The 18,788-nt window shown below is 71.3% G+C and carries 21 protein-coding genes; 19 read left to right on the forward strand and 2 right to left on the reverse strand.

Annotation, left to right across the window (positions count from 1 at the left end; genetic code table 11):
• The first annotated feature begins 43 nt into the window (after nt 1-43).
• The 10 genes from ABGB01_RS27870 (at nt 44) to rfbD (ending at nt 8,024) form a co-directional block, all read left to right on the forward strand.
• Nucleotides 44-415 (forward strand): MmcQ/YjbR family DNA-binding protein, encoded by a 372-nt coding sequence (locus tag ABGB01_RS27870; RefSeq protein WP_347776477.1) that lies wholly within the window; start codon nt 44-46, stop codon nt 413-415.
• 11 nt (nt 416-426) lie between these two features.
• Nucleotides 427-921: a GNAT family protein gene (locus tag ABGB01_RS27875; protein WP_347776478.1), complete on the forward strand. Its 495-nt coding sequence runs from the start codon at nt 427-429 to the stop codon at nt 919-921.
• A 61-nt stretch (nt 922-982) separates the two neighbouring features.
• Nucleotides 983-1,360 (forward strand): hypothetical protein, encoded by a 378-nt coding sequence (locus ABGB01_RS27880; protein ID WP_347776479.1) that lies wholly within the window; start codon nt 983-985, stop codon nt 1,358-1,360.
• Nucleotides 1,361-1,389: 29 nt separating this feature from the next.
• Entirely contained in the window at nt 1,390-2,262 is an 873-nt protein-coding gene (locus tag ABGB01_RS27885) for an EamA family transporter (RefSeq protein ID WP_347776480.1), read from the forward strand.
• Complete coding sequence (locus ABGB01_RS27890; RefSeq protein WP_347776481.1) at nt 2,259-2,888, forward strand: GntR family transcriptional regulator; 630 nt, start codon at nt 2,259-2,261, stop codon at nt 2,886-2,888. The genes ABGB01_RS27885 and ABGB01_RS27890 overlap by 4 nt, the downstream gene beginning before the upstream one ends.
• A gap of 94 nt (nt 2,889-2,982) precedes the next feature.
• The gene (locus ABGB01_RS27895; RefSeq protein WP_347776482.1) at nt 2,983-3,369 is read left to right on the forward strand and encodes a hypothetical protein; all 387 of its coding nucleotides are present in this window, start codon (nt 2,983-2,985) and stop codon (nt 3,367-3,369) included.
• Between the two features lie 341 nt (nt 3,370-3,710).
• The gene (locus ABGB01_RS27900; protein ID WP_347776483.1) at nt 3,711-5,165 is read left to right on the forward strand and encodes a sugar transferase; all 1,455 of its coding nucleotides are present in this window, start codon (nt 3,711-3,713) and stop codon (nt 5,163-5,165) included.
• Nucleotides 5,166-5,167: 2 nt separating this feature from the next.
• Nucleotides 5,168-6,235, forward strand: a complete 1,068-nt coding sequence (locus ABGB01_RS27905) for a glucose-1-phosphate thymidylyltransferase (RefSeq protein ID WP_347776484.1) — start codon at nt 5,168-5,170, stop codon at nt 6,233-6,235.
• Nucleotides 6,232-7,155, forward strand: a complete 924-nt coding sequence (gene rfbB, locus ABGB01_RS27910; RefSeq protein WP_347776486.1) for a dTDP-glucose 4,6-dehydratase — start codon at nt 6,232-6,234, stop codon at nt 7,153-7,155. The genes ABGB01_RS27905 and rfbB overlap by 4 nt, the downstream gene beginning before the upstream one ends.
• 11 nt (nt 7,156-7,166) lie before the next feature.
• Complete coding sequence (gene rfbD / locus ABGB01_RS27915) at nt 7,167-8,024, forward strand: dTDP-4-dehydrorhamnose reductase (RefSeq protein WP_347776487.1); 858 nt, start codon at nt 7,167-7,169, stop codon at nt 8,022-8,024.
• Here the strand turns inward: rfbD and rfbC are convergent.
• On the reverse strand, nt 8,006-8,584 hold the full coding sequence (gene rfbC, locus ABGB01_RS27920) for a dTDP-4-dehydrorhamnose 3,5-epimerase (protein WP_347776488.1): 579 nt from the start codon (nt 8,582-8,584) through the stop codon (nt 8,006-8,008). The two genes, rfbD and rfbC, sit on opposite strands and share 19 nt — an antisense overlap.
• 47 nt (nt 8,585-8,631) lie before the next feature.
• Here rfbC and ABGB01_RS27925 point away from each other — a divergent pair, with 47 nt between their 5' ends.
• The 9 genes from ABGB01_RS27925 (at nt 8,632) to ABGB01_RS27965 (ending at nt 17,840) form a co-directional block, all read left to right on the forward strand.
• On the forward strand, nt 8,632-9,843 hold the full coding sequence (locus tag ABGB01_RS27925) for a class I SAM-dependent methyltransferase (RefSeq protein WP_347776552.1): 1,212 nt from the start codon (nt 8,632-8,634) through the stop codon (nt 9,841-9,843).
• On the forward strand, nt 9,840-10,619 hold the full coding sequence (locus ABGB01_RS27930) for a glucose-1-phosphate cytidylyltransferase (RefSeq protein WP_347776489.1): 780 nt from the start codon (nt 9,840-9,842) through the stop codon (nt 10,617-10,619). Before ABGB01_RS27925 ends, ABGB01_RS27930 begins: the two co-directional genes overlap by 4 nt.
• Nucleotides 10,616-11,266, forward strand: a complete 651-nt coding sequence (locus ABGB01_RS27935; RefSeq protein ID WP_347776490.1) for a PIG-L family deacetylase — start codon at nt 10,616-10,618, stop codon at nt 11,264-11,266. The genes ABGB01_RS27930 and ABGB01_RS27935 overlap by 4 nt, the downstream gene beginning before the upstream one ends.
• Nucleotides 11,267-11,272: 6 nt before the next feature.
• Nucleotides 11,273-12,292, forward strand: a complete 1,020-nt coding sequence (locus ABGB01_RS27940; protein WP_347776491.1) for an SDR family oxidoreductase — start codon at nt 11,273-11,275, stop codon at nt 12,290-12,292.
• The gene (locus ABGB01_RS27945; RefSeq protein ID WP_347776492.1) at nt 12,289-13,554 is read left to right on the forward strand and encodes a DUF4910 domain-containing protein; all 1,266 of its coding nucleotides are present in this window, start codon (nt 12,289-12,291) and stop codon (nt 13,552-13,554) included. The genes ABGB01_RS27940 and ABGB01_RS27945 overlap by 4 nt, the downstream gene beginning before the upstream one ends.
• Complete coding sequence (locus ABGB01_RS27950) at nt 13,551-14,519, forward strand: hypothetical protein (RefSeq protein ID WP_347776493.1); 969 nt, start codon at nt 13,551-13,553, stop codon at nt 14,517-14,519. Before ABGB01_RS27945 ends, ABGB01_RS27950 begins: the two co-directional genes overlap by 4 nt.
• 22 nt (nt 14,520-14,541) lie before the next feature.
• Nucleotides 14,542-15,990, forward strand: a complete 1,449-nt coding sequence (locus tag ABGB01_RS27955; protein WP_347776494.1) for an oligosaccharide flippase family protein — start codon at nt 14,542-14,544, stop codon at nt 15,988-15,990.
• Entirely contained in the window at nt 15,977-16,852 is an 876-nt protein-coding gene (locus tag ABGB01_RS27960; RefSeq protein WP_347776495.1) for a glycosyltransferase family 2 protein, read from the forward strand. The genes ABGB01_RS27955 and ABGB01_RS27960 overlap by 14 nt, the downstream gene beginning before the upstream one ends.
• Before the next feature lie 64 nt (nt 16,853-16,916).
• Nucleotides 16,917-17,840, forward strand: coding sequence for a hypothetical protein (locus ABGB01_RS27965; protein ID WP_347776496.1), 924 nt, complete (start codon nt 16,917-16,919; stop codon nt 17,838-17,840).
• On the opposite strand, the gene ABGB01_RS27970 is transcribed toward ABGB01_RS27965, so the two are convergent.
• Nucleotides 17,819-18,691, reverse strand: coding sequence for a DUF6492 family protein (locus ABGB01_RS27970; protein WP_347776497.1), 873 nt, complete (start codon nt 18,689-18,691; stop codon nt 17,819-17,821). The two genes, ABGB01_RS27965 and ABGB01_RS27970, sit on opposite strands and share 22 nt — an antisense overlap.
• Nucleotides 18,692-18,788 lie beyond the last annotated feature (97 nt).

An 18,788-nucleotide genomic window follows, 5' to 3' on the forward strand; every position in this document is an offset into this window, starting at 1 on the left:
CGGGGCCCGGGAAGTGTCGGCCGCGTCTGGTACACAGGCGGGCATGGGTGTGAGCGTCGATGATTTCCTCGAGTTGCTGAACGAGCTGCCCGAGGTCCGGATGAGCCACGGCGGCGAGTGGATCGGGCTCAAGGTGCGTGACAAGGGCTTCGGCTACCTGTGGGAGGCGACCGAGACCGTCGGGCTCAAGGCCACGATCGAGGAGCAGATCGCCCTCGTGGCCGAGCGGCCCGAGGTGTTCGAGGTGCAGTTCACGGCAGGGCGGTTCGGCTGGGTGGTGGTCCACCTCGACAAGATCGACTCTGACGAGCTGTTCGAGCTGGTGGCCGAGGCGTGGTGCCTGACCGCGCCGAAGCAGCTGGTGGCCGATTTCGAAGCCATCCACCATATCGGGCAACAGGTGCAGTCTGGATAATCTCGGGCAGCGTGACCCATGTGAACATGCGGCTGCGGGAGTGGCGCGCCGACGACGCCCCGGCCGTGCTGCGCGCCTTTCAGTCTCCCGATCTGCGGCACCAGGCGCCGTGGCCCGTCGTCACCCTTCAGGACGCCATGGGGTGGATCGCCGCCTGGCCGGGGGCCGGTCACGCCTTCGCCGTGACGGTCGGCGAGCAGGTCGTGGGCAACGTCGCGGTCGCCGGGATCGACGCCCACGGCAACGGCTGGGTGTCCTACTGGGTCGTGCCCGCTTACCGAGGGCGGGGCATCGCGGCGGCGGCCACCGACGAGCTGGCCCGATGGGCGTTCGGCGAGCGTGGCCTCCACCGGCTGGAGCTGGGGCACCGCACGAACAATCCGGCGTCGTGCCGGGTCGCCACCAAAGCGGGCTTCCGGCCCGAGGGGATCGAGCGGGGCAAGCTCTGCTACGAGGGCGTGCGCTACGACGTCGAGCGTCACGCCCGGCTGGCGACCGATCGCTGAGGCGTTGGGCTCCTGAAGGCGTGCCTGGTCACCGACCGGCGTGCTGATCTACCCTTTGCAGGTGGGGAGCGAGAGTCTGGCGGCGGCCGGGCTGCTGGCGGCCCTGACCCGGGCGTCGGAGATTCTCGCGGAGTTACGTCACCCCTTCGTGAGAAGCGAGCGCTTCTCCTACTTCTTCCCTCCCGCGGGCGCCAGGACCGGCGTCACCTTCATCCTGCCCGACGGCCGCGAGGTGCGGTTCGAGGTGTCCATCGCCGCCTCGGACGGCGCCTTCCACGTGGCGGGCGCGATCACGGCGGAGGGTGAGTCCCTGCTCGACCTGCCGCGCAAGAGCCTGCCCGGCGTCTCCGACGCTCTCGCCGTGCTCGACGACTACGCGGGGGAGGTGGTGGCCCCGGCGGGACGGCTGATCGACCGGCTCCTCGACGAAGTTGTCTGATTGTCAGACAGTAAGGCACAATGGCGAGCATGAGGAAGGGTCCGCTCGCCGTCGTCGGCGCGTCCGTGCTCTGGGGCACGGCCGGCACGGCCGGGCTGCTCGTCTCCGCCGACTCCGTGGCGCTGGCCGCCGCGCGGCTCGTCATCGGGGGCACGGCGCTCGCGCTCTACGCCGGAGCCGGCCTCAGGAGCGCGTTCAGGCCGGGGCTCCTGCCGGCCGCCGCCGCGGTGGCCGCCTACCAGCTCTGTTTCTTCGCCGCGGTCGGCCGCACCGGTGTGGCCATCGGGACGGTGGTCGCGATCGGCAGCGGGCCCGTCTTCACCGGGCTGCTCTCCTGGCTCCTGCACGGCCGCAGGCCGAGCGGGCGCTGGACCGTCGCGACCACGGCGGCCATCTGCGGGTCCGCCGCGCTGATCGTCGGCGGCGGGGCGCAGGCGGGTGGGGAGGTGGTGTCGGGGGTGCTGTTCGCGCTGCTGGGCGGGCTGCTGTACGCCTTCTACACCGTCATGGCGGCCCGCGAGATCGGCCGGGGGGTCAGGCCGGACGCCGTGATGGGGGTGATGTTCGGCGGGTCGGCGGTGATCATGTTGCCGATCCTGATGGCGAACGGGGTCTCCTGGCTGGGGGAGCCGCGCGGGCTGGCCGCCGTGCTCTATCTCGGGATCGGCACCACCGCCCTGTCCTACTTCCTGTACGGCCGGGGCCTGCGCACCACCCCCGTGGCCACGGCCGCCACGCTGGCGCTGGCCGAGCCGGCCGTCGCGGCGCTGCTCGGCCTGATCGTGCTGGGCGAGCGGCTGGCCCCGGTGTCGGTCGCCGGGCTCGTCCTGCTGGCCCTGAGCCTCGTCGCGGTGGCCGTACCGGAAAGAAGGCGGGAAAGGGCGTTAGAGTCGCAGCCGTGACGTTGCCGCTCAGACCCGTCTCCACCGTGGGCGCGCTCGCCGACGCCCTGCGCAGCAGGGTGCTGTCCGGCGAGATCGCGCCCGGCACCCCGCTGCCCGAGCAGGAGATCGCCGCGTCCTACGGCGTGGCCAGGCCGACCGTGCGGGAGGCGCTGGCGACGCTGGTGCACGAGGGCCTGCTCAGGCGTGAGCGCAACCGCAGCGCCTACGTCCCGGAAGTGACGCTTTCCGATCTCGACGACCTCATGTACGTCCGGCGGCCGCTGGAGGACCTGATGGCCCAGGCGGTGGCCGGGCGGCGGGTGCCGGAGGCCGACGCGGCCCTGCACCGGATGGCCGCGCTCCCGGCCACGGCGCCGTGGTCGGAGAGCGTGGCCGAGCACATGGCGCTGCACGAGGCGCTGATCGAGGCGGTGGGGAGCCCCCGGCTCGAACGCCTCTACGGCGCCCTGGCCGCCGAGACCAGGCTCGGGCTGGTCCGGCTGCGCGAGGTCTACGAGGACAGGGAAGTGCTGGTGCGCGAGCACCGCGAGCTGCTCGACACGATCGCCGAGGGGCCACAGGACGCGGCCCGGGCGGCGGTGGCGGCGCATCTCAGTCACTCGTGGGGCGGCCGCCACCGCTGAGGTGCCTCGGGGCGGCGAAAGCGTGCCCGGCAAACGCCCTCTATTGCGTACAAACCCTTGCGGGACCAACCCTGAACTCGCAAGAATCGCGCCCATGCACGGCAACCCGATGCCGGACTCCTACGTGTACGTCACGGAAGAGGGCGTCACCCGCCACTACGCTGACGGTAGCGTCGAGGCTCTCGCCTGGGAGGACGTCGTCGAGGTCCGTGTCGCCACGGAAGCCGGCGCGGAAGCCGGCGCGGAAGCCGGCGCGGAAGCCGGCGCGGACGTCCTCTACATCCTGCTCGACCGCGACGGCGAGGGTTGTGTCGTGCCGCGTTCCGCCACGGACGCCGGCTTTCTCGCCCGCCTGCGCTACCTGCCGGACTTCGACCTCGACCGGCTCACCCTGGCCGCCGACTCCACGCGTGACGGGGTGGTGGTCGTGTGGCGCAGCCCGGATCCGCCGTCGGCGCTGCCGGACCTGGAGTACGACTAGCGCAACCGGCTGGACGATTCACGAATTTGTCGCCGTATTTCATCGTTCACTGCCACTTGTGGACCGTTCCGTCAAGCCCTCATGCGGCTCAACAATCGTCCGATTGTGGACATATGCCGTTATTCCCCATGCCCGAATCGATCTTTAATCTTTAGTGGGGGCCGCCGCCCTTGATTGTTCGAGGGACTTGTCAACCCGTGTGGTGCAAGGAACGTCAAGTCCTGATCGGAAACCTGCTGAACGGACTGCCGCTACGGCCTGACCGGAGGAGGCATCGGTGCGGTAGTCGAGGAGCAGGTTTCCTGTCGGGAACAGCGGTGCATCGAGTATCAGGTGGTGTTATGAGGGTGGGGACTGGGGAGTCCGCTGTCGTGCTCCTCGAGGCCGTACCACGTCGTGCGTCGAGCATCTGGACGCGGGCGTACCTGCGGCTCCTGTTATCCGGCGACACGATGTGCGTGCTGCTCGCGTGCGTCTGCGTGCTGGGTGTCCGGCTCGTCGCCGGCGTGTACGTTCCGCCGGCCGAGTATCTGCTGGGTTTCGGCCTCGTCGTCGCCTGGCCCGTCGCGCTCATGATGGGCGGCGCCTACCGCCAGCGCGCCAACGGCGAGGGCACCGACGAGTTCAAGGCCGTCTTCAACGGCGGCGCCGGGCTGATGGCCACGGTCGCCATCATGGCCTATGCCACGCAGACCACGATCGCGCGCAGTTTCGTCATGGCGATGTTGCCGCTCGCGCTGCTCGCCACGCTCTATTTCCGCTATCGCATGCGTAAACGTCTCCACCGGAGAAGAGCGGTGGGCGAGTACATGCGCCAGGTGGTCGCGGTCGGGCACCGGGAGTCGATTCTCGACCTCGTGATGCAGTTCAGGCGCCAGCCCTATCACGGAATGCGCGTGGTGGGGGCGTGCCTTCCCGAGGGAAACATGGACGTCGACCTGGACGGCGTTCCGGTGCTGGGCTCGTTCGGCGACGTGGCGAGCGTGGTGGAGCGCGAGAAGGCCGACGCCGTGGCCGTCCTGGCGTGCCCGGAGCTTGACGGGGCGGCGCTGCGCAGGCTGGCCTGGAGCCTGGAGACCGCGCGCACCGACCTCTTCGTCGCACCCGCCCTCCTCGACGTGGCCGGGCCGCGCATCAGCATCAGGCCGATGGCCGGGATGCCGCTGCTGCACGTGGAACATCCGGAGTTCGACGGCACGAAGCAGCTCGTCAAGAGCGTGTTCGACCGGCTCGTGGCCGGGGCCGCGCTGCTGCTGCTCGCCCTGCCGCTGCTGGCGATCTCGCTGGTGATCCGGCTGACGAGCCCGGGGCCCGCGCTGTTCTTCCAGGTCAGGGTCGGCAAAGGCGGCGAAGAATTCCGCGTCGTGAAATTTCGTACGATGGTGGTGGATGCGGAGCAGCGCAAGCGTGCACTCCTCGACGCGAACGAGTTCGACGGCGTGCTCTTCAAGATGAGGAACGATCCAAGGATCACCCGGGTGGGCGCCTTCCTGCGCCGGTACTCGCTCGACGAGCTGCCCCAGCTGCTCAACGTCATCCGCGGCGAGATGTCCCTCGTCGGCCCCCGCCCGCCGCTGCCGGAAGAGGTCGGCAAGTACGGGGCCGACGTCCGCCGCCGCCTGGTGGTCAAACCGGGCATGACCGGGCTCTGGCAGGTCAGCGGCCGCTCCGACCTGACGTGGGAGGAGTCCGTACGCCTCGACCTGCGGTATGTGGAGAATTGGTCGCTCATCCTCGACCTGCAGATTCTCTGGAAGACCTGGTCCGTCGTCACCCGTGGAGAAGGGGCCTACTAGCTGTGAAAGCACTCGTGCTCGCCGGAGGGTCGGGCACACGGCTGCGGCCCATCACGCACACCTCGGCCAAGCAACTCGTGCCGGTCGCCGGCAAACCGGTCCTGTTCTACGGCCTGGAGGCGATCGCGGCGGCGGGGATCACCGAGCTCGGCATGGTGGTCGGCGACACCCAGGCCGAGATCGAGGCGGCCGTGGGCGACGGGTCGGCGTTCGGGCTGCAGGTGACGTACCTGCGGCAGGAGGCGCCGCTCGGGCTGGCCCACGGCGTGCTGATCGCCCGCGACTTCCTGGGCGACGACGACTTCGTCATGTACCTGGGCGACAACTTCATCGTGGGCGGCATCACCGACCTGGTCGCCCGCTTCGCCCGCGAGCGGCCCGCCGCCCAGATCATGCTCACCGAGGTCGGCGATCCGCGCCAGTTCGGCGTGGCCGAGCTCGACGGCGCCGGGCGGGTCGTCGGCCTGGAGGAGAAGCCCGCGCGTCCCAAGAGCGGTCTGGCGCTCGTCGGCGTCTACCTGTTCAGCCCGGCCGTGCACGCGGCGGTGGCGGAGCTGAAGCCGTCGTGGCGGGGCGAGCTGGAGATCACCGACGCCATCCAGTGGCTCATCGAGGCGGGGCTGCGGGTGGAGTCATCGGTGATCACCGGCTACTGGAAGGACACCGGCAACGTCACCGACATGCTGGAGGTCAACCGGCTGGTGCTGGAGTCGGTGGAGCCGCGCGTGAGCGGGCACGTGGACGCGGCCAGCGACCTGGTGGGCCGGGTCGTGGTCGAGCCGGGCGCGGTGGTCGAGCGCTCGCGGGTGGTCGGTCCGGCGATCATCGCCGGCGGCGCGCGGATCCGCGACAGCTACGTCGGCCCGTTCACCTCCATCGGTGCGTCGTGCACGATCACCGGTAGCGAGATCGAGTATTCGATCGTGTTGCCCAGGGCGTCCATCGAGGGAGTGGGCCGGATCGAGTGGTCGCTGATCGGCCACGACGTCGAGGTCACCCCCGCGCCCCACACACCCAGAGCCCACCGTCTCGTGCTGGGCGATCACAGCAAGGTGCAAATCAGTTCATGAGAATTCTGGTGACGGGTGGCGCGGGGTTCATCGGCTCCCACTTCGTGCACGGCCTCGACGGCGCGTACGTGACCGTGCTGGACAAGCTCACGTACGCGGGCAGCCGGGCCAATCTCGACGGGGCGCGGTACACGTTCGTGCACGGCGACGTCTGCGACGCCGGCCTGCTGGCCGAGGTCGTGCCCGGCCACGACGTAGTGGTGAACTTCGCCGCCGAGTCCCACGTGGACCGGTCGATCGAGGGGGCGGCCGCGTTCGTGCGCACCAACGTGCTGGGCACGCAGACGCTGCTGCAGGCGTGCCTGGAGGCCGGGGTGGCCAGGGTGGTGCAGGTGTCGACCGACGAGGTGTACGGCACGATCGAGTCCGGCTCCTGGACCGAGGACGCGCCGCCGGCGCCGCGCTCGCCGTACGCGGCCTCCAAGGCGGGCGCCGACCTGATCGCCCGCTCCTACGCGATCACCCACGGGATGGACGTCTCCATCACCCGGTGCGGCAACAACTACGGGCCCCGGCAGTACCCCGAGAAGATCATCCCGCTGTTCGTCACGCGGTTGCTGCGCGGCGCGACCGTCCCGCTGTACGGCGACGGCGGCAACGTGCGCGACTGGATCCACGTCCAGGACCACTGCGCGGGCATCCGCCTGGCGATGGAGAAGGGCGAGCCCGGCGAGGTCTACCACATCGCGGGCACGGCCGAGCTGACCAACCTGGAGCTGACCGGCCGCCTGCTGGAGGCCTGCGGCCGGGACTGGGACCTGGTCGAGCACGTCGAGGACCGCAAGGGCCACGACCGCCGGTATTCGCTCGACGACGCGAAGCTGCGTGCCCTGGGCTACCGGCCGGAGATCCCGTTCGAGCAGGGGCTGAAGGACACCGTGCGCTGGTATGCCGAGCACCGGGGCTGGTGGACGGCCTGACAGGAGGCGTCATGAGATGGCTCATCACGGGCGCGGGCGGCATGCTGGCCACCGACGTGCTCGACCGTACGGCGCTGACCGGCGACCCGGTGGTGGCGCTCGCCCGCAGCGAGCTGGACCTGCGCGACCGGCGCGCGGTGCGCGACTTCGTGTGCGCCTACCGCCCCCGAGCGGTGATCAACTGCGCGGGGTGGACCGCCGTGGACGAGGCCGAGTCGCGCGAGGCGGAGGCGCTGGCGGTCAACGGGCACGCGGTGCGCTGGCTGGCCGAGGCGTGCGACCAGGCCGGGTCGCGGCTGGTGCACGTGTCGACCGACTACGTCTTCGACGGCGCGAGCGCGGCGCCGTACCGCGAGGACGCGGCCACCGGACCCGTGAACGCCTACGGGCGAACCAAGCTGGCGGGGGAGCGCGCGGCGCTGGAGCACGGCCATTACGTCGTGCGGACCGCCTGGTTGTACGGCGCTGCCGGCACCGACTTCGTCCGGACCATGATCAGGCTGGCCGGTGAGCGGCCGTTCGTGGACGTGGTCGACGACCAGCGCGGGCAGCCGACGTGGGCGGCCGACCTGGCCGACTTCCTCGTACGGCTGGCGCAGTCGGACCTGCCGCCCGGCGTCTACCACGGCACCTGCTCGGGCGAGACGACGTGGTACGGCCTGGCCAAGGAGGTCTTCACGCTGCTGGGCGCGGACCCCGGGCGGGTGCGGCCGGTGACCAGCGCCGACTGCCCGCGCCCCGCGCGGCGTCCGGCCAGCAGCGTGCTGGCCTGCACCAGAGCGGAGCCGCTGCGCCACTGGCGGGCGGCGCTGCACGCGGCCTGGCCGGTCATCGCCGCGAATGCGGGGCCTCAATGCAACGTGGCGTAGAACTCCTGGCACGCGCGATAGTCCGGCAGCAGCCCGGCCGCGAGCGCCTCGTCGAGCGAGGGAGCCGCGGCGTCCTTCTCCGACAGCACGGGCTCCACCTCGGGCGGCCAGCCGATCGCGAGCGCCGGGTCGAGCGGGTGGACCCCGTGCTCCCGGCCCGGCGCGTACGGCTGCGAGCACAGGTAGACCACCGTGGCCTGCTCGCTCAGCGCCATGAACGCGTGCCCCAGCCCTTCGGCGACGAGCATGCCGCGCCGCGTGCGGTCGTCGAGCGTCCGGGCCTCCCAGCGGCCGAACGTGGGCGAGCCGGCCCGCAGGTCGGCGACCACGTCGAGGACGCTGCCGGACACGCACATCACGTACTTCGCCTGGCCGGGCGGCACGTCGGCGAAGTGCACGCCCCGCAGCACCCCGCGGCCGGACACCGAGCAGTTGACCTGGGCGAGGTCGAACCGCCGCGGCAGGTCGGCCGCGCGGAACGCCTCGAGGAACGAGCCACGGGGGTCGGTGTGGACGCGCGGCGTGTACACCCACGCGCCGTCGATGCCGAGGGGATCCATGGGCCGCACAGTACCAATGAGAAACACCCATCTTTCGGAGCGTGCGAATGACCTCTTGCCGTTTATGCGGCTCCACCGACATGACCGGCGTCGTGGACCTGGGGGCGACGCCCCCGTGCGAGCGGGTCCTCACCGCCGGCCAGCTCGACGAGCCGGAGCTCACCTTTCCGCTGCACCTGCGCGTGTGCACGTCGTGCTGGCTGGCGCAGATCCCGCCGCTGATCTCCCCCGAGGAGACCTTCACCGACTACGCCTACTACTCCTCCTACTCCACCTCGTGGGTGGAGCACGCCCGCTCCTTCGTGGCCGGGCTCGACCTCGGGCCCGACTCCTTCGTGGTCGAGGTGGCCAGCAACGACGGCTACCTTCTGCGCCACGTGGTCGATCGGGGGGTGCGCTGCCTGGGCGTCGAGCCGTCGGTGAACGTGGGCGCCGCGGCGAGGGAGCGCGGCGTGCCGACGGTGACGGCGTTCCTGACGCCGGAGAGCGCGCGGGCGATCGTGCGGGAGCACGGGCGCGCCGACCACGTCGTGGCCAACAACGTCTACGCGCACATCCCCGACGTGATCGGCTTCACCGAAGGGCTGCGCACGCTGGTCGCCGACGACGGGCTGGTCTCCATCGAGGTGCAGCACCTGCTCACGCTGATCGAGCGCAACCAGTACGACACGATCTACCACGAGCACTTCCAGTACTACACCGTCGCCTCGGCGCAGCGGGCGCTGGCGAGCGGCGGCCTGGCGGTGGTGGACGTCGAGCTGCTGGACACCCACGGCGGCTCCATCCGGTTGTGGGCCAGGCCCGTGGAGGCCGGCGTCGCGCCGTCGCCGCGCGTCGCCGACGTCCTGGCCCTGGAGAAGGCGGCCGGACTGCACGAGATCGCGGGTTACGCCGAGTTCGCGGGGCGGGTGACGCGGGTCCGGCGTGACCTGCTGCGCTTCCTGGTCAGCGCCGCGGACGCGGGCCGGACGGTGGTCGGGTACGGGGCTCCCGGCAAGGGCAACACCCTGCTCAACCACTGCGGTGTCCGGCCCGACCTGCTCGCCTACACGGTGGACCGCAACCCGTACAAGCACGGCAAGTTCACGCCGGGCGCCCGTATCCCGATCTTCCCGCCGGACCGGATCGCCGCCGATCGGCCGGACTACGTGCTCGTCCTGCCGTGGAACCTGCGCGATGAGCTGGTCGAGCAGCTCGCGTACGTCCATGACTGGGGTGGCCGGCTGGTCTTCCCCATCCCCATGTTGGAGGTCGTGTGAAGGTCGTCCTCTTCTGCGGCGGGTACGGCACGCGGATGCGCACCGGAGCGCCGGGCGACGTGCCCAAGCCCATGCAGCTCGTCGGCCCGAGGCCGCTGCTCTGGCACGTCATGCGCTACTACGCGCACTTCGGTCACAAGGACTTCGTGCTCTGCCTCGGCTACGGCGCGGAGCACATCAAAAGTTTCTTCCTCACGTACGAGGAGACCGCCTCCAACGACTTCGTGCTGCGCGGCGGCGACATCGAGTTGCTGGGCAACGACATCTCCGACTGGACGGTCTCCTTCGTGCACACCGGGATCGAGTCGTCGATCGGCGAGCGGCTGCGCCGCGTGCGCGACCACCTCGGCGGGGACGAGATTTTCCTGGCGAACTACGCGGACGTGCTCACGGACGCGCCGCTGCCGGAGATCATCGACAGGTTCGCCGGGTCGGACGCGGGCGGCTCGCTGATGGCCGTGCCGCCGCCGGGGACCTTCCACTGTGTGGGGATCACCCCGGACGGGCTGGTCGACCAGATCACGGCGGTCACCGAGATGCCGTTATGGGTCAACGGCGGATATTTCGTGTTACGCCAGGAAATCTTCGACTACATCCCGGAGAATGGCGACCTGCTCGTCGACGGGTGCAAGGAACTGGCCAAACGCGGACGGTTGCTCGCCTACCCGTACCGCGGCTACTGGCGGCCCACCGACACCGTCAACCAGCGGATCGAGCTCGACCGCGCCTACGCGCGCGGCGACCGCCCGTGGGCCCTGTGGGAGCGTACGGCGTGAACCGGCTCGTGCCCGCAGGGCTGCGCCGGGTCGCCGCGCTGGCCGCGCACTGCGACGACATCGCCATCGGCGCGGGCGGCACCCTGCTCGCCATCTGCACGTCGCACCCAGGCGTGCAGGTCGACGTCCTGGTGTTGTCGGGCGGCGGCACCGAGCGCGAGCACGAGGAGCGCGCGGCGCTGGCCGCCTTCTGTCCCGGCGCGGACCTGCGGATCACCGTGGCCAAGGTGCCCGACGGGCGGCTGCCGGCCCACTGGGACGAGGCCAAGACGGCGGTCGAGGAGCTGCGCCTGCGCACCGAGCCCGACCTGATCCTCGCGCCCCACGCCTGCGACGCCCACCAGGACCACAGAGGGCTGGCGCGACTGGTGCCCACCGCCTTCCGCGACCACCTCACGCTCGGCTACGAGATCCTCAAATGGGACGGCGATCTCGGCCGGCCCAACGCGTACCAGCCGCTCGACCTCGCGCTCGCCGAGCGCAAGGTCGCCCTGCTGCAGGAGCACTATCCGTCGCAGCGCCGGCGCACCTGGTTCGACAGGGAGGCGTTCCTCGGTCTGGCCAGGATCCGCGGCGTCCAATGCCACGCACGCTACGCCGAGGCCTTCTACCTCGACAAACTCTCGCTCGACCTAGCAGGAGGCTGAAACGACATGCGTGTTCTGCTCACCGGGCACCAGGGCTACCTCGGCACCGTCATGGCCCGGCGACTCGCCGCGGCGGGCCACGACGTGACCGGCCTGGACTCCGGGCTGTTCGCCACCTGCGTGCTCGGCCCGGCGCCCGCCGACCCGCCCGGCCACCGCCTCGACCTGCGCGACGTACGAGCCGAGCTGCTGGAAGGCGTCGACGCGGTCATCCACCTGGCCGCGCTCTCCAACGACCCGCTCGGCGCGCTGGCGCCCGAGCTGACCCACGCCATCAACCACCACGCCTCCGTACGGCTGGCCAGACTGGCCCGCGACGCCGGCGTACGCCGTTTCCTGTACGCCTCCACGTGCTCGGTGTACGGCGCCTCCGGCGGGGACGACCTGCTCGGCGAGGACGCCCCGCTCCGGCCCGTCACCCCCTACGCCGAGTCGAAGGTCCGGGTCGAGGACGAACTGGTGGAACTGGCCGACGACCGCTTCACCCCGGTGTTCCTGCGCAACGCCACCGCGTTCGGGTTCTCGCCGCGGCTGCGGGCCGACATCGTGCTCAACAACCTCGTCGGCCACGCCCACCTGACCGGCGAGGTGCGGGTGTTGTCCGACGGCACCCCGTGGCGGCCGCTCGTGCACGTGGCCGACATCGCCGACGCCTTCGCAGCCATGCTCGACGCCCCCCGCGAGGCCGTGCACGCCAGGGCATTCAACGTCGGCGGCGAGCAGAACAACCTCACTGTGGCCGACATCGCCGGGCACGTCGTGGAGGCGGTGCCCGGCTCGCGGCTGCTCATCACGGGCGAGACCGGGGCCGACCCGCGCTCGTACCGGGTGGACTTCTCCCGGATCAGGCAGGCGCTGCCCGGCTTCCACGCCCGCTGGGCGGTGAAGGCGGGCGCGGTCGAACTGGCCGAGGCGTACCGGGCCCACGGGCTGACCGAGGCCGGCTTCCAGCGGCGCTTCACCCGGCTCGCCTGGCTGGCCGAGCGGCGGGCCGCCGGCACGGTCTCCGCGGAGCTGCGGCCGTGACGGGAGAGGAGATGCACGCCCTGGTGGCGCGGCTCTACCCGCTGTGCCGCTCCATAACGGGCGACGGGGTGCGCGCCACGCTCGCCATCCTCGGCGAGCACCTGGACCTGGACGTCCACGAGGTGCCGACCGGCACGCCGGTGCTCGACTGGACGGTCCCCAAGGAGTGGAACGTCCGCGACGCGTACATCATGGACGCGGCCGGCCACAGGGTCGTCGACTTCCGGCGCTCCAACCTGCACGTCGTCGGCTACAGCGTCCCCGTGTCGGCCACGATGACGCTGGCGGAGCTGCGGCCCCACCTGCACACGCTGCCCGAGCAGCCCGACCTGGTCCCCTACCGGACCGGCTACTACTCCGAGACGTGGGGGTTCTGCCTCAGTCAGCGCGCACTCGACGGCCTCGGCGAGGGGCCGTACACGGTGGTGATCGACTCGACGCTGGCCGACGGACACCTGACGTACGCCGAGCACGTGGTGCGGGGGCGCACGACGGACGAGGTCCTCATCTCGTGCCACACGTGCCACCCGTCGCTGGCCAACGACAACCTCGCCGCCATCGCCGTGGCGGCCGCGCTGGCATCCCGGCTGGATCGGCCGCGCCTGACGTACCGCTTCGTGTTCGCGCCGGGCACCATCGGCGCCATCACCTGGCTGGCGCGCAACCGCGACCGCGTCTCCAGGATCAGGCACGGGCTCACGCTGGCCTGCGCGGGCGACCGCGGCCCGCTGACCTACAAACGCAGCAGGCGCGGGGACGCCGGGATCGACCGGGTGATGGCGCACGTGCTGCGGGACCGGCCGCACACGGTCACGGACTTCTCGCCGTACGGCTACGACGAGCGCCAATACTGCTCGCCCGGCTTCGACCTGCCCGTCGGCAGCCTCACCAGGACGCCGTACGCGGGCTACCCGGAATACCACACCTCGGGCGACGACCTGGGCTTCGTCTCGCCGGAGTCCATGGCGGGCACGCTGGAGGCGCTGTGGTCGGCTGTGCAGGTGCTGGAGGGCGACGGCCGCTACCTCAACCTGAGCCCGTACGGCGAGCCGCAGCTCGGCAGGCGCGGCCTGTACGGATCACTCGGCGGGCGGAGCGACACGGAACAGGCGCAGATGGCGATGCTCTGGGTGCTGAACCTGTCGGACGGCGCGCACAGCCTGCTGGACGTCGCCGACCGGTCAGGGCTGCCCTTCGGCGTGGTGGCCGAGGCGGCGGGGGCACTGGAGGCGGCGGGGCTGCTGAAGAGGGAGGACGCGTGAACCTGCGGGTGGGCGATCTCGTCGAGGTGCGCAGCGAGGCGGAGATCCTGGCCACGCTGGACGAGCGGGGCGAGCTGGAGAGCCTGCCGTTCATGCCGGAGATGGCGCGCTTCTGCGGCCGGCGGATGACGGTGCACAAGGTCGCGCACAAACTCTGCGACACGATCAGCCGCAGCGGCATGCGCCGGATGGAAAGGGCCGTGCACCTGACCGGAGCACGCTGCGACGGCGGGGCGCACGGCGGTTGCCAGACGGCCTGCTCGCTGTACTGGAAAGAAGCCTGGCTCAAACGGGTGGAACCGGACGAACCGCAGGCCCCGCCCAGGCCCGAGCCGGAGTTGCTGCCGCTCCTGCGGATCAACACCCGCAAGGACGCCGACCACTACTCGTGCCAGGCCACCGAGCTGCTCAGGGCGGCGCCGTCCTGCCTGCCGTTCCGCGACCTCGGCCAGTACGTCACCGACGTGCGCAGCGGCAACGCCCGCGTGGCGGCGGTGGCGCGTGCGTTCCTCGTCGGGCTGTTCAACCGGTTCCAGGAGCTCAGCAAGAAGGTCCTGCCGCGACGCCTGTGGATCAGGCGCGGGCTGCGCTGGGGCTTCGTCGAGGGACGGGCCGGCCGGGTCACTCCGACGGAGGAGCTCGGCCTGAAGCCGGGCGAGCTGGTCAGGATCCGGTCGAAGAAGGAGATCCTCGACACCCTCAACGCTGACCTGCTCAACCGCGGGCTGGGCTTCGAGGAGGAGATGGCCCGCTACTGCGGCAGGACGGCACTGGTGCGCGCCCGGGTCGAGCGCTGCCTGGACGAGCGGACCGGCCGCATGCTCAGCATGAAGAGCCCGTGCATCGTCCTCGACGACCTCGTCTGCGAAGGCGTCTACAACGCCAACTGCCCGCGCGAGTTCGTGCCGTTCTGGCGGGAGATCTGGCTGGAGAGGCTGCCGCCGGGCGACGGGGACGCCCTATGAGCGCCGGGCGACGGGGACGCCCATGAGCGAGGCCGGCGAGATCGGCAGGAAGGCGGGGCGCGGGCTGCGCTGGAGCCTGCTCGGCAACCTGGTCATGAAGGCGGGCTCGTTCGTGATGAGCCTGGTCCTGGCCAGGCTGCTGGTGCCCGAGGACTTCGGCGTGTTCGCCATCGCCCTGGCCGCCAGCCAGTTCGTCATCTACGTCAACGACGCCGGGGTGATCTCGGCGACCGTGCAGTGGCGCGGCAGGCTGGAGGAGGTCGCGCCCACGGCCACGGTGGTGGCCATCCTGTCCAGCGCCGGCCTGTACGCGCTGTTCTGGGTCATCGCGCCGTTCTACGCCCGGCTGGCCGGCAGCGAGGACGCCACCTGGGTGATCCGCATCCTCATGGCCACCAACCTCGTCTACGGGCTGACCGCGGTCCGCAGCGCCGCGCTGATGCGCACGTTCCGGCAGGACAGGCTGGCCTGGGCCAACCTCGCCGGGTTCGCCGCCAACGCCGGCGTCTCCATCACCCTGGCCGCGAACGGCGCCGGCGCCTACAGCTTCGCCTGGGGCCAGCTCAGCGGGGCGGTGCTCACCGGAGTGCTGGTCGCCGTCCTGGCCGGGGTGAGGTTCGAGCTCGGCTTCGACCGCGCGGTGGCCGCCAGGCTGCTGCGCTTCGGGCTGCCGCTCTGCGCCGGCCTCGGCATCGAGGGGCTGCTGCTCAACGTCGACGCGGTCATCGTCGGCGACGTGCTCGGGCCCGCCATGCTCGGCTTCTACCTGCTGGCCTTCAACATCTCCAGTTGGGTCCCCGGGCTCATCGGCACGGCCATCCGCTACGTCGCGCTGCCCAGCTTCTCGCGCTTGGCCGAGGAGGGCGCCGAGCCGTTGCGGGCCGGCGTGCGGCAGGCGGTGCCGCTGCTGGCGACGCTGGTGCTGCCGGTCGCGGTGCTCATGGGCACGCTCGCGCCCGCCATCGTGGAATTCCTCTACGGCGCCCGCTGGTCGCCGTCGGCCGAGGTGCTGCGCTTCCTCGCGGTCGTCATGGCCGTGCGCATGCTGACCCTGCTGATCACCGACGTGCTGGCCGCGACCGGCTCGACCAAGTCGCCCATGTGGGTGAACCTGGCCTGGGCGCTCGCGCTCGTGCCCGCGCTCATGGCCGGAGCCCGGCTCGGCGGCATCGAGGGCGCCGCCGTGGCGCACGCGGTCATCGCCGTGGTGGTGGCGCTGCCGCTGCTGGGGATGGCGCTGCACCGGTCCGGCGTGCCGCTGCGGCTGTTCGGCGCGGGGCTGGCCCGCCCGCTCGCGGCCGCTGTGCCGGCCGGACTCGTCATGGCAGGGCTGTCCGCGCTCGTTGACGGCGCGTTCGCCGAGCTGTGCGTGGCGGGCGGCGCGGGGGTGCTGGTCTTCGTGCTCGTGGCGGTGCCGCGTGCCGTGCTGGAGCGACTCGTACGTCAAGGGAGAGCACATGCCGGAACCTGAACTCGTCTCGATCGCCCTGCCCGTGCGCAACGGCGCCGACCGGCTCGAAGGCGTGATCGGTTCGGTGCTGGCCCAGGACTATCCGCGCATCGAGCTGGTCGTCTCCGACAACGCCTCCACGGACGGCACCGAGGAGCTCTGCCGCGACCTGGCGGCCGGCGACCCCAGGATCGTCTATCACCGGCATCCGCACAACGTCGGCCTGCTGGGCAACTTCACGCACGCGGCGCGGATCTCGCGCGGTGCGTACGTCCGGTGGATCGGCGACGACGACCGGCTGGAGCCCGCCTGCGTCTCGCGCGCGATGGCGGCATTCGCGGCCGACGAGCGGATCATTCTGGTCACCAACCAGGTCTCCTACAGCCGGCCGGACGGCACGCTCACCACCACCGCCTATGAAGGTACGGGTTTGGGCTCCGACGACCCGGTGGAACGGTTCACCGAGATGCTCAGGCTGCTCAACGAGAGCCCGTTCCTCATCGATCCGCTCTACGGCCTGCTGCGCCGCGAGCCGGCGGTCGGCATCCCGCGCAGGAACATGCTGCGCGAGGACGAGGTGTTCGCCGCCAAGCTGGCGCTGGCCGGGCCGTGGGCGCACGTGCCCGAGGTGCTGTCGCACCGCAACTGGCGCCTCGAACGCATCTCCGGCCTGGCCCGCCGCCTCGACGTGCCGTCCTGGCAGTCGCACGCGGCGAACACGCTGCAGTGCGGGGAACTGCTCCGATGGGTGCGCGACGCCGGCCTCACCGGCGACGAGCGCCGCCGGGCGCGCTCCGCGGTGCTGCGCATGTACGCCCGCCGCCAGCGCCGGACGATCTCCCACCGGAGCCGCAAGCTGCTGTCCATGGCCCGGTTGGTGTAACGGCGTTCGCGAAAAGGGCGATTTCCACTTTGCAACGGTACAAAAGTCGACGGGGGCGGAAATAGTGCGCTTCTGGACAACCGTCTGGGGTCTGGCCCGGAAGAAGATGATCGGGCCGCCTGTCGCCGTCGTGGCGATCGGTCTCGCCCTGGCCGCGTACTTCCTGGTCCCGAGCCGCTACGTCTCCACGGCCTCCATGGTGCTCACCGTGCCCGCCACGGGCGGGACGCTGGAGACCGGCCCCCAGCAGCGGCCCGGGCTGACCAACCCGCTGCTGCAGTTCAACGACGCCCTGCGGACGACCGCCGGCATCCTCATCCTGTCCACCAACACGCCCGAGGTCGCCGCCGAGCTGGGCGTGACGGAGGACGGCCCGACCGTCCTGACCGTCAACGACGGTCGTACCAACCCGGACCTGCTCGGCATCAGCACCAACGGGCCGTTCGTCTACGTCGAGGTGGAGAGCACCTCTCCGGCCGTGGTCAGGGAGGTCATGCGCAAGGCGCGGCTACGCATCAGGGTGGAGCTGGCCAGGCGGCAGACGGCGCTGGGCGCGCCGGTGAGCACGCACATCGGGATCCTCGACGTGATGCCCGCCACGGTGCCCCGGCTCGTCGTGACGGACCGCCTCCTGGGCGCGGCCTCGGGTGGCCTGCTCGGGGTGGTGGCGGGGCTGGGCGTGGCCTATGGCGTCCAGCGCCCGCGCGCCGCCCGCCGTGCCGCCGAGCCCGGCCATCCGGAGCCTGTCGCCGAGCACACGTCTGAGCCTGTCATCGAGCCCGTCCCGCGACCCGTCACCGGGCCCGCCCTTGAGCCGGTCACCGGGCCTGTCGCCGAGCCGGGGCGGGAGAACGGTGCCGGGCCGCGTAACGGCGCTCGGCCGGACGCCGGCGACCGGCCCGTCTCGCCCAGGACCGCCGATGACGACGACACCGGCCCCATCCCGGCGGTCGAGCGGGAGGGTGATCAGCTCGACTCGACGACCTGAGCACACCGCCGGATCGCGGCCATCCTGGCCTCGTGCGGGGTGCGCGACTTCGCGGAGATCATCATGCCCACCGCGTCAGGGGGCAGCCGGTCGGCGAAGGCGACCGCCTGGGCCTCGTCCCACGGCTCGTGGTGGTAGCTGAGGTGGCAGATCGTCGTGTTGACCGGCGGCGACGCCTTCAGCACCTCGTCGACGAACACGCCGTACAACACGAACTCCGAGACGTGCAGCCGCCCGTTGAACGCGTCGAGCCAGTCGCGGCCGGTGACCTCGGTGACGCGGCGCCGCATGGCGAGCACGATGTGCGGGTCCCAGAACGTCAGCGCGGTCACGTAGTCGGGCAGCGGCGGGGGCGGCGGAGGCGGCAGGCCGAGCAGTTCGCGGGCGACCCGGTGCCACAGGAGGTGCCGCTCCATGTCGGCGGTCACGGCGTTCTCGACCCGGTGGAGGCAGAGCCGCCCGTCCACGCTGAACGACTCGGCCGTGGTCGGGCGGACGAGTACGGCGTCGGAGTCGACGATGAGCAGGGCGTCGGCGTCGATCAGCCCGGCGGAGGCGATCTTGACGGTCTGCTGCATGACCCAGCCGCGCAGCGGGGGCCACGGGCGGCGGCAGTTGACGTGCACGTCGGTGAAGGGCACGCGGACGTACCTGCGGGGCAGCAGCTCCGAGCGCAGCCACAGGCGGCAGCGCGGGCCCTCGAACCCGGCGAAGATCGGCCGGTCGCGGTCGGGCACGAAGACGTGGTGGACGGTGTCGTCCGAGGTGTGGCGGAGCACGGAGCGGTGCAGCTCGGCGAAGAGGGCGGCGTCGGGGGCGTAGGAGGGTGTGATGACCGCCAGCTTGCTCACGGGCCGACTCCCATCATGAAACGCCTCTGCCTTCCCTTATCGGGCAGCCCGAGGCGGTGTTACACGGTTTATGTAACGCTCCACCCCATTCGCGGCG

Origin of the sequence: Nonomuraea sp. B5E05 (assembly GCF_039880665.1) — a bacterium.
Classification (GTDB): Bacteria; Actinomycetota; Actinomycetes; order Streptosporangiales; family Streptosporangiaceae; genus Nonomuraea.

What these genes read in the sequence shown, in the direction of transcription:
- ABGB01_RS27870 (WP_347776477.1), top strand. Translation starts at nt 44, where the DNA reads ATGGGTGTGAGCGTCGATGATTTCCTCGAGTTGCTGAACGAGCTGCCC.
- ABGB01_RS27885 (WP_347776480.1), top strand. Translation starts at nt 1,390, where the DNA reads ATGAGGAAGGGTCCGCTCGCCGTCGTCGGCGCGTCCGTGCTCTGGGGC.
- ABGB01_RS27895 (WP_347776482.1), top strand. Translation starts at nt 2,983, where the DNA reads ATGCACGGCAACCCGATGCCGGACTCCTACGTGTACGTCACGGAAGAG.
- ABGB01_RS27900 (WP_347776483.1), top strand. Translation starts at nt 3,711, where the DNA reads ATGAGGGTGGGGACTGGGGAGTCCGCTGTCGTGCTCCTCGAGGCCGTA.
- rfbB (WP_347776486.1), top strand. Translation starts at nt 6,232, where the DNA reads ATGAGAATTCTGGTGACGGGTGGCGCGGGGTTCATCGGCTCCCACTTC.
- rfbD (WP_347776487.1), top strand. Translation starts at nt 7,167, where the DNA reads ATGAGATGGCTCATCACGGGCGCGGGCGGCATGCTGGCCACCGACGTG.
- rfbC (WP_347776488.1), bottom strand. Translation starts at nt 8,584, where the DNA reads ATGGATCCCCTCGGCATCGACGGCGCGTGGGTGTACACGCCGCGCGTC.
- ABGB01_RS27925 (WP_347776552.1), top strand. Translation starts at nt 8,632, where the DNA reads ATGACCTCTTGCCGTTTATGCGGCTCCACCGACATGACCGGCGTCGTG.
- ABGB01_RS27940 (WP_347776491.1), top strand. Translation starts at nt 11,273, where the DNA reads ATGCGTGTTCTGCTCACCGGGCACCAGGGCTACCTCGGCACCGTCATG.
- ABGB01_RS27955 (WP_347776494.1), top strand. Translation starts at nt 14,542, where the DNA reads ATGAGCGAGGCCGGCGAGATCGGCAGGAAGGCGGGGCGCGGGCTGCGC.
- ABGB01_RS27960 (WP_347776495.1), top strand. Translation starts at nt 15,977, where the DNA reads ATGCCGGAACCTGAACTCGTCTCGATCGCCCTGCCCGTGCGCAACGGC.